Here is a 14,437-nt window from a genome sequence, read left to right as displayed (position 1 = left end):
ACGGACGTCGGGCGGTTGGCTCCGGCTCAGTCGGCTATCTGCCGGCGGGCGTCACGGGCTGGAACAGGCCGTCGAAGACGGCAGTCCGGTCGAACGACACCGCGTGGGCGCGGGCCCGATCCGCCAGCTCACGCTTCTCGTCCGCCGTCATCCGCAGGACCACCCGGTCCACCGCCTCGGCGAGCGCGGCGACGTCGCCCGGTTCGACGATCACCGCCGTGTCACCGACGGCCTCCCCGGTCCCCCCGGTCAGGGTGGTCACGATGGGCCCGCCACCGGCCAGCATCTTCTCGGTCAGCGCGATGCCGAACGTCTCGACGAAGTCGGGCTCGGGCTTGGTGGGCAGCACGTACGCCGCGCAGCCGGCCATGAGCAGCGGCTTCTCCCGGTCGTCCACATCGGTCAGGAAGGTGATCCGGTCATCCTCCCTGGCCATCGACCGCACGTGTTCCAGGGCCGGCCCGGTGCCCGCGACGACCAGCCGCACCCGGTCCCGGCACCGCATCTGACCGTACGCGACCACCAGGTCGTGGATCCCCTTGGCCCGGGCAACCCGGGACAGGAACAGGAGGTATCCGCCGCGTTCCAGGCCGCGTCCGGCCAGCGCCGCCTCGACCTCGGCCGGATCCGGATCGAGGTAGGCCGCGGTGTCGATCGGCGGGTAGCTGACCGTCACCCGACGCCGGCACTCCGGCGCGAACCGGGTGCCGCAGTGCGCGTCGACCTGCTCGGCCGAGCGCACGATCTCGTCGCGGGTGTACTCGGACACCGCGATGACCTCGTCGTTGGCCAGGAACGTGGTGAACAGGACGATCGCGGCGCCGAACCGGCCGTCCCGCAGGCAGGACCGGATCACGTTCGTGACATCGGAACCGACCGCCTTGGCGACGGTGCGGACGTCCGGCGCGAGACCCGCCGCCCGCGCGGCCGTGACCGCGTCCGTGACGACCGTCGTGTGCGGTACGAGGTACATCGACAGGCAGGTGGTCGGCACCCGTTCGGCGAGCAGTTCGACCAGTCGACCGGTGAGACCGGCGAGGTGCCGGCCGTCCGGCACCCGGTAGTCCCCGACCGCCTCCGGCCGCTCCACCGTGATCCCCGGGCTGTACGGCAACAGCCGGTCCAGCGGCTTGAGGGGCAGCCCGGCCGCCTGGAGCGTCGATATCGGCCAGGTCAGCAGCCGGACGTCGTCGAAGCCCCGGGTCAGCGCGACCTCGGCGAGGTTACGGGCCTCGCCGGAGTGCCCGCAGATGACCGGGTCGGCTCTGACCACGATGACGAGACGGCGGGATGGCTTGATCATCAGGTTTCCCACGGGGTGATGTACGGCGCGGACAGCGATGGCGGGCGGTTCACCCGACCCCACTCGGACGGCTGCGGACCCAACCGCAGATGCAGCCGACCGCCCCGATGCACGTCGAGCGCGCTCAGGTGGGCGCAGTGCAGGGGCCGACCGTTGAGGGTGGCCGACTGGACGTACTGCGGTGCCGGATCCTCTTCGAGGCCGTCGGCGCCGATCGGCGTCTCGCGGTGGCCGCTGGTCTCGATGACGAACTCCCCGTCGCCGGCCCGCAGCGTGGCCCGGGCGAAGGCGGGCGTGTTGACCAGGAACAGGCTCTGCCCGGCGACCGGGAACAGCCCCAGCGAGGCCCACACGTACCAGGAACTGAGCCCGCCGGAGTCGTCGTTACCCGGCAGACCCCCCGGCCCGGTGCCGAACTGCCAGGTGAGGGCGGCCCCCACCACCTGCGCGGTCCGGTCGGGCCGGCCGGCGTAGTGGTACGCCCACGGCGCCTCCATGTCGGGTTCGTTGTTCAACCCCTCGAACCGGTTCAGCGCATATCCGGCGGCCATCTCGATCGGGGACGGCCGCCGGCCGGGCTGGGTGACCGGCTCGGCGCCGAAGCCGAAGAACCGGTCAAGCTTGTCGATGAACGCCGCGTCGCCACCGGCGAGCGCGATCCGCGCCACCATGTCGTGCAGCAGCCGGAACGAGTAGTTCCACTTGCCGCCCTCGTAGAACTCCGAGTCGAGCAGCAGGCCGGTGTCCGGGTCGAAGGCGTTGGACCACTGCCGGCTGTGGCGTTCGAGGTCGTCGGCGAGGTGCCGGTCGTTGAGCGCCCTGGCCAGTTGCGCCGTGCAGTGGTGGGCGTAGGCGAGATCCAGGGTGTGGGTGATCGGGTGCACCAGGCCGTGCTCGAAGAAGTCCTCGCCGTACAGCCGGCGCAGGTCGTCGACCATGTGTACCAGCGCCCAGCTCCAGTCCAGACCGTTGCGCCCGAGCGCGTGGGCGTCGGCCAGCGCGGTGTGCGCGAGCGCGCTGGCCTGCCGGAAGAACCGGTCGGCGCCACGGGCCATCCGGTACCCGATCGGGAAGTTGCCCTCCTCCTCGCACACCCGGATGAGCGACTCCAGCAGGTCCATGGCCCGGTTCGGGACGATCGCCGCGAGCAGCGGCAACTGGGTCTTGTAGATGTCCCACATCGTGCAGATGTCGAAGGCGTACGGCCCGGAGGTCGGCCAGAACGGGCTCTCGTCGTCGGCGAAGCACGGCTTGATCAACGAGTGGTACAGGGCCGTCGCCATCACCGTGCGCCGGGCCGGCGTGCCCCCCTCGACCCGGACCCGGTCGATGAGCTCCGCCCAGCGGGCCCGGGTCGCGGTACGCACCTCGCCGAACCCCGGTTGCGTGGGCCGGCACTCCCGCTCCAGGTTCTGCCGGGCCTGGTCACACCCGCGCAGTGAGAACCCGAGCCGCACCTCGATGGTCTGCCCGGCCACCGCGGGCCCCATGAACAACATGCCGAACGGGCGCAGCGTGGTGTGCCGGATGCTGTCGAAGTCCAACCGGGTGCCGCCGTCGACCAGCCGCCGGTCGTACCAGAGCATCTGCCGCCAGCCCGGACTGTCCACCTCCAGGTACACCGACAGCGGCACGCCCTCCATCACCACGGTGCCCTGCGCCCGGCCGTGGCCCATGCTCTCCACCTGGGCACGCAGCGGGACGGTGCGGCCCAACTCGATGCCCAGGCCGCCGCAGGACAGGTCGACCACCACCCGCGCGCTGTGGTGCTCCGGAAAGGTGTACCGGTGTACGGCCACCTTCTCGCCGACGGTGATCTCGCAGCGGATGCCGGTGTCCAGGGTCGCCGCGTAGTAGCCCGCCTCCGCGACCTCGTCGTGCAGCGGCCACGCCTGCCCGAGGACGTCGAGCGGCTCCACCATCGGGGTGACCCGGACGTAGTTGTAGTACTTCCGGATCGCGCCGGTGCCGGACTGCTGGAAGTGGGTGAAGCCGGACGCCTGGAGCCGGTCGAACATCTCCTCGGGCACGCCCTCGGTGTTCTTCGCATAGCGCCCGTAGCCGGTGGGGTACGCGCCCGAGTAGGCACACGCGGAGACCATGCCCAGGGGCGAGGTGGCGCCCGGGTGGGTGTTGCCCACCTGGGGCTTCGGCCACCACCAGGTGGCGGCCAGACCACGTGCCCGAGGCAGGTCGGTCGCGGCGGTGCCGATGAACGGGTCGATGTCGTCGAGGATGGCCGGACTTTATCTACAACCGCGGTGCGGTTGGGTTTCCGGCAGATGAAATCCCCGACCGCCTCGGACAGTTCCCGGCCTGACCGGGACGGTCAGGGCGGGGCGGTCGGGGCGGCGGGGTCGGGGCGGTTCACGGCCCGGTGTCCCGCATCGGCTTCGTACACAGCACATCGGGCATGGGCAGGTAGCCGAGCGCCCGCCAGAACCGGAGACCGGCCGCGTTGTCCGGCATGACCAGCAGGTTCACCCGGGGACAGTCCAACGCCCGGAACCGGGCCTCCAGCTCGTCCACCAGCCGGCTGGCGATGCCCCGGCGGCGGTGGTCGGGATGAACGGCGAGCCGCAGGATCCAGCCCCGCCGCCCGTCGTAGGTGCCCAGCACGACGCCGACCAGGTCAGCACGGATCTCGGCGACCAGGAACAGCTCGGGATCCCGGGTCAGTTTGGCCGCCAGCTCGGCCCGGGGGACGACGTCCCGACCCGCCGCGGCCCAGACCGCCGCAACCGAGCCGTAGTCGCTCCATCGGAACCGACGCACCCGCACCGCCGGGTCACCGCCCCCGACCGGCGCGGTGGCCAGCTCGGCCGGCACCGGCACCGGCACCGTCGCCCCGCCGGGCCGCTCCGGTCCGGGTTCGCGTTCGTCCGTCATGCCGGTGGCAGCACCGATTCCGCCGTGCCCAGGGCCCTGCGGAGCCACTGCTCGACACCGGCTACGTGTACCGTCGCCCAGGCTCGCGCCACGCCCGGCTGCCGCGCCTCGATCGCCTCGCAGATCGCCATGTGCTGTTCCTGCGTGCGCCGCACGGCCCCCTCCTGGGTCAGCCCACGCCAGATCCGCGCCCGGGTGGTCGGCCCGGACATGCCGTCGATCAGCGAGCAGAGCACCTTGTTGCCGGAGCCCGCGGCGATGTGGCCGTGGAACCGGAGGTCGTTGGCCACCTGCGCCTCCAGGGTCGGCGAATCACCCAGCTCGTCGAGGATGCGCCGCAGCCCCGCGATCTCCTGGTCGGTCATCCGGACCGCCGCCATCTCGGTCGCGGCGGGCTCCAGGATCCGGCGTACCTCCAGGAACTGGAGCACCGTGTCGTCCTGGTGGAAGTCCACGACGAAGCCGATCGCGTCCAGCAGCAGGGCCGGTTCCAGGCTCGTCACGTAGGTGCCGTCGCCCTGGCGGACGTCCAGCACCCGGATCAGGGACAGCGCCTTGACCGCCTCCCGCAGCGAGTTGCGGGACAGGCCCAGACGCTCGGCGAGATCGGCCTCCCGGGGCAACCGGGAGCCGGGTCCAAGTTCGCCCTGCACGATCATCGCTTTGATCTTCTCGATCGCCTCGTCGGTGACCGGCACCTCGCCCCCCTGCGGAACCGTCGATACCGCTGAAGCGTATCGCCCTGGTCCCGGCGTGCTGTCGTCACGTCACGGACCCGGGCACACACGGTAGATATCCATAGATGCTGATTGGCTAACGATGGCGAGTTGATCCTGGTCCGCAACTGCGGGCAGTTCGGCCGGCTGGTGCCGACCTTCGAGGCTCGGGCGGCCGGCCCCTACGCCTTCCTCAACGCGAACACTTGGTTGAGCTCCGACCCGGGTTCCGCCCCCGGTGGCGTGAGCATCACCTTCCACGAACGCCGGTAGCCGCCCAGCCGCGCTCGAGCGCTCACGGTAGGTAATGACAACAGCCAAGGCCGGGTACATCTCGATTACTACGGTGAGTGATGATCGCTGCGGCGTTCCACCTCAGGGGTTGGGCGCCTTTGCAATGCTTCCCTATCGGCTACACACGCTCCGAACTGCGGTGACGGCGATACGTGCCCGGAGCAGCCCACCCAAGGGCAGTCACGCTGCGTGCCTGTCGCCTGGAGGGAAGCATTGCAAAGGCGCGCGGGACGTTCTCCCGGGTGGTACGCGAGAAGTCACTGTAAGTGATGATGGATCCGGACCACCCGGCACCGGTTCGTCGCCGGTGCGCGGGCGTGAACGGCGGTTCCGGCGCCGGGCGCGAGCCGGTGAGCAGGGACAGTTCAAGATCGGGGTGGCCGGTGCGGCCGTTCGTGGGGCAGGCTGGCGGGCGTGACCGCCAGCCCCGATCCCCGACTGCGCGAACTCGCCCTGCTGCGCCGGGTCCGTGACCGGATCGACCGCGACTACGCGCAGCCGCTGGACGTGACGGCGCTGGCCCGGGACGTCCATCTCTCGGCCGGGCACCTGAGCCGGCAGTTCCGGGCCGCCTACGGGGAGTCGCCGTACAGCTATCTGATGACCCGGCGCATCGAGCGGGCCATGACCCTGCTGCGCCGGGGTGACCTTTCGGTGACCGAAGTCTGTTTCGCGGTCGGTTGTTCGTCCCTGGGCACCTTCAGCACGCGCTTCTCCGAACTGGTCGGGATGTCCCCCAGCAGCTTCCGTCGGCTGACCGACGTGGAGGCGGCCGGCATCCCGGCCTGCGTAGCCAAACAGGTGATGCGACCGATCAGGAATCGAGAAGCGGTCCTCACCCATGCCCACCTAGCCTGACCACCATGAACCTGACTATTCACTACACCTTCCTGCCGGCCGACGAACCCGAGCGGTCGCTCACCTTCTACCGGGACGTGCTGGGTTTCGAGGTCCGCAACGACGTGGGCCGGGGGAACATGCGCTGGATCACCGTCGGACCGCCGGAGCAGCCACAGACGTCGATCGTCCTGGAACCGCCGGCCATCGAACCGGGCCTGTCCGAGGACGAGCGGCGCACGATCGCCGAGCTGATGGCCAAGGGTTGCTACGCGCGCATCGTGCTCGGCACCCCGGATCTGGACGGCGTCTTCGAGCGGGTGCAGGCCAGCGGCGCCGACGTCGTCCAGGAGCCCACCGAGCAGGCGTACGGCGTCCGGGACTGCGCGTTCCGCGACCCGGCCGGCAATCTGGTGCGGATCAACCAGATCCGCTGAGCCGACGAACCCCAGGAGCATCATGCCCGACCCCTCCCCGACGCTGGTCCGGTACGGCCAGCCGGCCGGCCGTTGGGTGCTGTTCGCCACCGTGCTCGGTTCCGGCCTGGCCGCCATCGACGCCACCGTGGTCGGCATCGCGCTGCCGCGCGTCGGCGCGGACCTGCACGCCGACGCCGCCGCCCTGCAGTGGACGGTCAACGGGTACACCCTCAGCCTCGCCGCGCTGATCCTGCTCGGCGGCTCGCTGGGCGACCGGTACGGCCGGCGCCGGATCTTCCTGCTCGGGGTGGCCTGGTTCGCCGCCGCCTCGCTGCTGTGCGGGTTGGCCCCCAACGTGACGGTGCTGATCGCCGCCCGGGTGTTGCAGGGGATCGGCGGCGCGCTGCTGACCCCCGGTTCGCTGGCGATCCTGGAGGCGTCGTTCCGGCCGGCGGACCGGGGCAGGGCGATCGGCGCCTGGTCCGGACTGGGCGGGGTGGCCGGCGCGATCGGCCCGTTCCTCGGCGGTTGGCTGGTCGAGGTGGCCTCCTGGCGGCTGGTGTTCCTGATCAACGCGCCGCTCGCCGTGGCGGTCATCCTGGTCGGCCTGCGGCACGTGCCGGAGTCGGTCAACCCCGACGCGGCCCGCCGGCTGGATGTCACCGGGGTGCTCACCGCCGCGATCGGCCTGGCCGGTCTGACGTACGGCTTCACCGCCTGGCCGGCCCTCGGGGCCTCGTCCCCGACGGTGCTGTGCGCGCTGGCCGTCGGGGTCGCCGGCCTGGCCGGGTTCGTGCTCGTGGAACGGCGGTCACACCATCCGATGCTGCCGCTGGAGATCTTCCGGTCGACGGCGTTCACCGGTACGAACCTGGTGACGTTCGTGGTCTACGCGGCGCTCGGTGGGGTGTTCTTCCTGGTGGTGCTCAACCTCCAGGTGGTGTCGGGCTACTCCCCGCTGGCCTCGGGCACCGCGACCCTGCCGATCACCGTGCTGATGCTGCTGCTGTCCGCGCGGGCCGGCGCGCTGGCCCGGCGGATCGGTCCACGCCTCCCGATGACCGTCGGCCCGCTGATCTGCGCGGCCTCCCTGCTGCTGTTCTCCCGGATCGGGGCACCGGCTCCGTACCTGACCCGGGTGCTGCCGGCCGTGCTGATCCTGGGACTGGGGCTGGCGGTCACCGTCGCCCCGCTGACCGCCGCCGCGCTGGGCTCGCTGGACGAGCGGTACGCCGGGATCGCCAGCGGGGTGAACAACGCCGTCGCCCGGGCGGCCGGCCTGCTCGCCGTGGCCGTCCTGCCGCTGGCCGCCGGAATCGGCACCGGCAGCCTGACCGACCCGGCCGCGCTCGCGCCGACGTACCGGATGTCGATGGTGATCTGCGCCGGGCTGCTGGTGGCGGGCGGCCTGATCGCCGTCATAGCGGTGCCCGGCCGGGACCGACCGGTCACGGCGGCCAGCCCGGTCCGCGTACACTGCGCCGTCGCCGGCCCGCCGCTGCATCCCCGGTTGGAGGAGACACGATGAGCATGACCACGAGGTCGGACGGGCGATCGCCCGAGCCACCCGCCGCCGACAGTCACGATCTGATCCGCGTACGCGGCGCCCGGGAGAACAACCTCAAGGACGTCAGCGTCGAGATCCCGAAGCGCCGGTTGACGGTGTTCACCGGCGTCTCCGGTTCGGGCAAGAGTTCGCTGGTGTTCGGCACGATCGCCGCCGAGTCGCAGCGGATGATCAACGAGACGTACAGCGCCTTCGTGCAGGGCTTCATGCCCACGCTGTCGCGGCCCGAGGTCGACGTGCTGGAGGGCCTCACCACGGCGATCATCGTCGATCAGGAGCGGATGGGCGGCAACCCACGCTCGACGGTCGGTACCGCCACCGACGCCAACGCGATGCTGCGGATCCTCTTCAGCCGGCTCGGCGAGCCGCACATCGGCTCGGCGAAGGCGTTCTCGTTCAACGTCGCCTCGGTCTCGGGTGCGGGTGCGGTCACCTTCGAGCGGGGCGGCACCACCACGAAGGAGCGGCGGAGCTTCCGGATCACCGGCGGCATGTGCCCGCGCTGCGAGGGAATGGGCTCGGTCACCGACTTCGACCTCACGGCCCTGTACGACGCCGACAGGTCGCTCAACGAGGGTGCGTTGACGATCCCCGGCTACAGCCTGGACGGCTGGTACGGCCGGATCTTCCGCGGTTGCGGCTTCTTCGACCCGGACAAGCCCATCGGCAAATACACGAAGAAGGAACTGCACGACCTGCTGTACCGGGAGCCGACCAAGATCAAGGTCGAGGGCATCAACCTCACCTACGAGGGCCTCATCCCGAAGATCCAGAAGTCGTTCCTGGCCAAGGACGTCGACGCGCTGCAGCCGCACATCCGCGCCTTCGTGGAGCGGGCGGTGACGTTCACGACCTGCCCCGAGTGCGACGGCACCCGACTCAACAGGGAGGCCCGCTCCTCGCGGATCGCCGGAAAGAACATCGCCGATGTCTGCGCGATGCAGATCAGCGATCTGGCCGAGTGGGTCCGGAGCCTGACCGAGCCCTCGGTCGCCCCGCTGCTGACCGGGCTCCAGCATCTCCTCGACTCCTTCACGGAGATCGGGTTGGGATACCTCTCCCTCGACCGGCCGTCCGGCACGCTGTCCGGCGGCGAGGCGCAGCGCACCAAGATGATCCGGCACCTCGGGTCCTCGCTGACCGACGTGACCTACGTCTTCGACGAGCCGACGATCGGGCTGCACCCGCACGACATCGAGCGGATGAACGGCCTGCTCCTGCGACTGCGGGACAAGGGCAACACCGTGCTGGTGGTGGAACACAAGCCGGAGACGATCGTCATCGGCGACCACGTCGTCGACCTCGGCCCCGGGGCCGGCACCGCCGGCGGTGAGGTGGTCTTCGAGGGCACCGTCGAGGGTTTGCGGGCCAGCGGCACGCTCACCGGACGGCACCTGGACGACCGCGCCACCCTGAAGCCGTCGGTGCGCACGCCGTCCGGGGCACTCCAGGTACGCGGCGCCGACGCCCACAACCTGCGGAACGTCGACGTCGACATCCCGCTCGGGGTGCTCGTCGTGGTCACCGGGGTCGCCGGCTCCGGCAAGAGTTCGCTGATCCACGGTTCGGTGGCCGGCCGCGAGGGGGTCGTGTCGGTCGACCAGACCCCGATCCGTGGCTCGCGGCGGAGCAACCCGGCGACGTACACCGGGCTGCTCGACCCGATCCGCAAGTCCTTCGCGAAGGCCAACGGCGTGAAGCCGGCGCTGTTCAGCCCGAACTCCGAGGGCGCCTGCCCCACCTGCAACGGCGCCGGCGTGATCTACACCGACCTGGCGATGATGGCCGGCGTGGCCACCGTCTGCGAGGAGTGCGAGGGCAGGCGGTTCCAGGCCGCCGTGCTGGAATACCGCCTCGGTGGTCGCGACATCAGCGAGGTGCTCGCGATGTCGGTGACCGAGGCCGAGGAGTTCTTCGGTACGGGTGAGGCGCGTACCCCGGCCGCGCACGCCATCCTCGGCCGGCTCGCCGATGTCGGGCTGGGCTACCTCAGCCTCGGCCAGCCGCTGACCACGCTGTCCGGCGGCGAACGGCAACGACTCAAGCTGGCCACCCGGATGGCCGACAAGGGCGGCGTCTACGTCCTCGACGAGCCGACCGCCGGCCTGCACCTCGCCGACGTCGAGCAACTGCTCGGACTGCTCGACCGGCTGGTCGACGCCGGCAAGTCCGTCATCGTCATCGAGCACCACCAGGCCGTCATGGCGCACGCCGACTGGATCATCGACCTCGGTCCGGGTGCCGGCCACGACGGCGGCCGGGTCGTCTTCGAGGGCACCCCCGCCGACCTGGTCGCGACCCGCTCCACCCGCACCGGCGAGCATCTGGCGGCCTACGTCGGCTCCTGAACGGCTGATCGCCAAGGGCTTCGCCCTCACCTGACGACGCGGGTTGAGCGATTGTTCGGAACAGGGCGGTGGGTCGACGGGGACGGACCTGACGCAGGTACCGAGGTACCTGCGCCAGGTCGGTCCGCACCCGGACTACCGGCTCACACGCGCTGGAGGGCGAAGCGCTGGTTGGCACCGCCGCCCAGGGTCCACTGCGAGATGCGGGCGCTGTCGGCGGTCGACGCGTTGAACACGTCCATCGCCAGGCCGCTCTGGCGGTTGACCAGGCTCACCGTGCCGCCGCCCTGGTCCACCACGCGCCACTGCTGGCTCGCGGCGTTGGAATCGGGTTGCTGGCTGATGTCGGCGCCGGTGCTCGAACTCGCGACCTGCAACACCAGGCCGCTGTGCCGCGCCCGAATCCGATAGTAGCCGCCACCCGAGTCGACGAAGTCGAACTGCTGGTTGAGCCCGCTGGACACCGGCCACTGGATCAGCAGCGCGCCGGCCGCGGTGGACGCGCCGTTGATGTCCGCGGCCTTGCCGCTGTGCTGGGCGACCAGCCGGTAGTACACGCCGGTCTGCGGACCGCTGCCGCCGCCCGCCGTCTCCATCGGTCGCCGGGACAGCGCCAGGGCCTGGCCGACATCCGGCAGGGGCCGCAGCCGGTAGGTGTAGGAGTAGTCCCGGTTGGCGAACAGCTTGTACTGGTCCAGAGTCTGCGCGCCCCAGCTGTCGTTGCCGCCGACACCCATCTGGCGGAGGTTGAGCCGCAGCACGACCTCCGACCGTCGCGTCAACTGGTAGTCGTGCCGGGCACCGGTCGACAGGTCCTCCGGGGTGTAGTGCGACGCGTTCACCTCCAGCAGCGGTTCGCCGAACGCGAGCAGGCCACGGCCGCTGCTGTTGACCAGCGCCACCCACCGCACGTCGGTCTTGTTGCCGTTCTCCTGCGGCCGGATGTAACCGGTCCACTGCCCCGAGACGGTCGAGGAGTACACACCGACGTCGGACCCGCTGTTGCGGTCCCAGTGGTTCTCCTCCGGCCCACGGCCGTAGTAGCGCACCTGCTCCAGTTCCGCCGGCAGGAACAGGATCGTGCCCACCTCCGGGATGTACGGCAGGCTGGTCGCCCCGGGGTGCAGGGTGTTGTCCACCTTGATCTCCCCGTTGCCGTACACCGTGTACGTCGTGGTGTACGTCGACCTGGTGCTGGTCGGCAGGGTGCCGGTGACCGCGATCCGGACGGCGCGGTCCGACGGCTTGCTGACGGAGAACCCGGTCACGGTCCGGTCCAGGCCGGCCCGCCGCCAGGTGCCGTTGCGGCTGGGCTGGCCGTTGCCCCGGTCGTTGTCCGTGGGCGCGCGCCAGAAGTTCGGCACCGGGCCGGAGTTGACCAGCCGCACGCCCATCGCGTCGAACGAGCTGATCGTGCCGGTCGCCTTGGCGAAGACGACGGTGAAGTCCGTGCCCGCGACGGTGACGCGGTCACTGGCCTCGGTGACCGTCAACGCCGGCACGTCCGCCACCGGCGTCGGCACGACGGGCGGGCTGGAGAAGTTCACCGGGAGCTGTTGCCGCGCCACCTCGTACCCCGCGTCGGCCCAGGCCGTGGTGGTCGTAAGGGTGAACGACAGTTCGAGGAAGTACTCCTCCCCGGGCGCCGGGGCGGTCGGCCGCTGCACGGGTAGCTGCACGGTCTTGCTCGTCAACGGCGCGATGTCGAGCTGCGCGGCGGTGAGCGTTCCACTTTGGACGACCGTGCCGTCGGCGACCAGCGACCACCGGCCGGTGAACTCGTTGACGTTGGTGAACAGGTACTCGTTGGTGATCTTGACGACCCCGCTGGTGACGTCCGCGCCCGCCGAGACGTTGATCGCCTGGTAGATCCGCTTGACCTCGGCCGCCTTGCCGGACGGCCGCCGGTCGGCGGTGACGATGCCGTTGGCGCAGAAGTTGCCGTCGTTGGGGTTGTCGCCCCAGTCGCCGCCGTACGCGAGGTAGGTCCCGCTGCCGCCGGACGGGATCGGCCGGTACAGGCCCTGGTCGACGAAGTCCCAGATGTACCCGCCTTGCAGGACCGGATAGCGCCGGACGATGTCCCAGTACTCCTTGAAGTTGCCGGTGGAGTTGCCCATCGAGTGCGCGTACTCGATCATCACGTACGGGCGGGTGTCGGAGGTGTCCTTGGCGCGGCTCTCGACCGTGGACGGGCTCTCGTACATCCGGGACCGGATGTCGCTGACCTCGCGCCGGTTGTCGCCCTCGTACTGGATGATCCGGGTCGGGTCGGCCGAGCGGATCGCGTTGCGCATCGTCACGAAGTTGCTGCCGCCGCCCGCCTCGTTGCCGAGCGACCAGATGACGACCGACGGGTGGTTCTTGTCGCGGTGCACCATCTGGACGGCCCGGTCCACGACGGCCGCGGTCCAGGCGGAGTTGGAGTCGGGGTAGCTGTCCCGCACGCCGTGGGTCTCCAGGTTGGCCTCGTCCATGACGTAGATGCCGTACTCGTCGGCGAGGTCGTACCACACCGCGTTGTTGGGGTAGTGCGAGGTCCGGACGGCGTTGATGTTGAGCCGCTTCATCAGCTTGATGTCGGCGACCAAGTCCTCGCGGGTCAACGCCTGCCCGCGGTCGGGGTTCGTCTCGTGCCGGTTGGTGCCGCGCAACGACACGGGCTTACCGTTGATCCGCATCAGGCCGCCCGAGAGCGTGAACTCGCGGAAGCCGACCCGTGCCGACGCGGTCTGGGTGACCGCGCCGGACGGGTCGCGCAGTTGCAGCACGGCGGTGTAGAGGTTCGGGTGCTCGGCCGACCAGAGCTTCGGGCCCTGGACGGCCTGGGAACCCTGCGCCGTCGCGTCCTGCCCGGCCGGCACCGCACCCACGTTCACCGGTACCCGCAGGGGCGACGGCCAGACGGGCTGCAGGTTGGCGTCGTAGAGCTGGACCTCCACCGAGTACGTCCCCGACTGTTGCGCGCCGCGGTTGCGCACCGCGACCTTCACCGCCAGGTCGGCGTTGGTGTAGTTGTCCCGCAACGGGGTGGTGAGCGTGAAGTCGCGCAGGTGCACCGCGGGCACCGAGTACAGGAAGACCGGCCGGAAGATCCCGGACAGCCGGATCATGTCCTGGTCCTCCATCCAGTCCCCGTCCGGGAACCGGTAGACCTCGACCGCGACCAGGTTGGAGCCGGCATGGACGTAGTCGGTGACGTCGAACTCGGCCGGCGTGTACGAGCCCTCGCGGTATCCGACCTTCGTTCCGTTGACCCACAGGTAGAACCCGGACTTGACGCCCTCGAAGTGCAGGTGGATCCGCCGCCCCTGCCAGGCGGCCGGGAGGTCGAACCGCCGGCGGTACTGGCCGACCGGGTTGAACCGCGTCGGCGCGAACGGCGGCTGGGCGTTCTCGTTCTGCCCGTTGGCGCCCCACCAGGGGTAGGTGTAGTTGGTGTAGATCGGGAAGTCGTAGCCGTGCTGCTGCCAGTTGGCGGGCACCGGGATGCTCGGCCAGGCGGTGTCGTCGACGTCGGTGCGGTGGAAGTTCAGGTCACGGTCGGCGGGCTTGGCGACCTGCTTGAACCGCCACGTCCCGGTGAGGTCGAGCCGGTACGGCGACGTGGTGCGGTCGGCGGCCAGCGCCTGCTGGAGGTCGGCGTACGGCATGGAGGTCGCGTGCGGCGGCTCCGAATTGACCTCGAAGATCCCGATGTTGTTGTTCCACTCGGGGTAACCGTTGGGCGGGTCCACCCACGCGGCCGCGACTTCGGGTGCCGCGCCGGGCGAAGCCGACGCGATCCCGCCCGGCAGGGCCGCGGCCCCCAGAGCGGCGAGCCCCCCGCCGAGAACCGTGCGCCGGCGGATGGATCGTCCTTGGTCCTGCGGGTCGGTCATCATCATCTCCCGTAAATGCGTGGAACGGTGGTGGCGGCGTCAGATCCGCAGCTTCCGCTGCCGGCTCAGTCCAGGCTGTGCTTCGACATCGCACTTATCCGTCACGGACGCAGATGCGTCTGCCGAATGAGTCTGACTCATCGACGGGCGCAATCGTCAAGACTTGTGGATGAGAAATCTTGA

The 14,437-nt window shown here is 70.4% G+C and carries 10 protein-coding genes; 5 read left to right on the top strand and 5 right to left on the bottom strand.

All coding sequences use genetic code 11. The features are described 5' to 3' along the window. Positions 1 to 34: 34 nt before the first annotated feature. From ACXN5W_RS16850 to ACXN5W_RS16835, 4 genes are all read right to left on the bottom strand, one after another. The gene (locus tag ACXN5W_RS16850) at positions 35 to 1,303 is read right to left on the bottom strand and encodes a glycosyltransferase (protein WP_473159250.1); all 1,269 of its coding nucleotides are present in this window, start codon (positions 1,301 to 1,303) and stop codon (positions 35 to 37) included. Continuing rightward, positions 1,303 to 3,516 (bottom strand): glycoside hydrolase domain-containing protein, encoded by a 2,214-nt coding sequence (locus ACXN5W_RS16845; protein ID WP_473159264.1) that lies wholly within the window; start codon positions 3,514 to 3,516, stop codon positions 1,303 to 1,305. Before ACXN5W_RS16845 ends, ACXN5W_RS16850 begins: the two co-directional genes overlap by 1 nt. Positions 3,517 to 3,670: 154 nt before the next feature. Continuing rightward, positions 3,671 to 4,192 carry a GNAT family N-acetyltransferase gene (locus ACXN5W_RS16840; RefSeq protein ID WP_473159249.1) on the bottom strand — a complete coding sequence of 174 codons (522 nt, stop codon included), beginning with the start codon at positions 4,190 to 4,192 and terminating at the stop codon, positions 3,671 to 3,673. Further along, a complete protein-coding gene (locus tag ACXN5W_RS16835) occupies positions 4,189 to 4,890 on the bottom strand; it encodes a FadR/GntR family transcriptional regulator (protein WP_473159248.1) in 702 nt (233 codons plus the stop codon). The genes ACXN5W_RS16840 and ACXN5W_RS16835 overlap by 4 nt, the downstream gene beginning before the upstream one ends. Before the next feature lie 111 nt (positions 4,891 to 5,001). Here ACXN5W_RS16835 and ACXN5W_RS16830 point away from each other — a divergent pair, with 111 nt between their 5' ends. From ACXN5W_RS16830 to ACXN5W_RS16810, 5 genes are all read left to right on the top strand, one after another. Beyond that, a complete protein-coding gene (locus ACXN5W_RS16830) occupies positions 5,002 to 5,181 on the top strand; it encodes a hypothetical protein (protein ID WP_473159247.1) in 180 nt (59 codons plus the stop codon). A 435-nt stretch (positions 5,182 to 5,616) separates the two neighbouring features. Then, complete coding sequence (locus ACXN5W_RS16825) at positions 5,617 to 6,060, top strand: helix-turn-helix transcriptional regulator (RefSeq protein WP_473159246.1); 444 nt, start codon at positions 5,617 to 5,619, stop codon at positions 6,058 to 6,060. Between the two features lie 5 nt (positions 6,061 to 6,065). Then, positions 6,066 to 6,476 carry a VOC family protein gene (locus tag ACXN5W_RS16820; RefSeq protein WP_473159245.1) on the top strand — a complete coding sequence of 137 codons (411 nt, stop codon included), beginning with the start codon at positions 6,066 to 6,068 and terminating at the stop codon, positions 6,474 to 6,476. 22 nt (positions 6,477 to 6,498) lie between these two features. Continuing rightward, positions 6,499 to 7,986, top strand: coding sequence for a DHA2 family efflux MFS transporter permease subunit (locus ACXN5W_RS16815; protein ID WP_473159244.1), 1,488 nt, complete (start codon positions 6,499 to 6,501; stop codon positions 7,984 to 7,986). Next, positions 7,983 to 10,373, top strand: a complete 2,391-nt coding sequence (locus ACXN5W_RS16810; RefSeq protein WP_473159243.1) for an ATP-binding cassette domain-containing protein — start codon at positions 7,983 to 7,985, stop codon at positions 10,371 to 10,373. The genes ACXN5W_RS16815 and ACXN5W_RS16810 overlap by 4 nt, the downstream gene beginning before the upstream one ends. Positions 10,374 to 10,516: 143 nt before the next feature. Here ACXN5W_RS16810 and lacZ read toward each other — a convergent pair whose 3' ends face one another. Beyond that, on the bottom strand, positions 10,517 to 14,254 hold the full coding sequence (gene lacZ, locus ACXN5W_RS16805) for a beta-galactosidase, LacZ type (RefSeq protein WP_473159242.1): 3,738 nt from the start codon (positions 14,252 to 14,254) through the stop codon (positions 10,517 to 10,519). Positions 14,255 to 14,437: the final 183 nt, after the last annotated feature.

This window comes from Plantactinospora sp. A48 (assembly GCF_055793945.1).
This window is presented reverse-complemented; position numbering and strand designations above follow the sequence as displayed.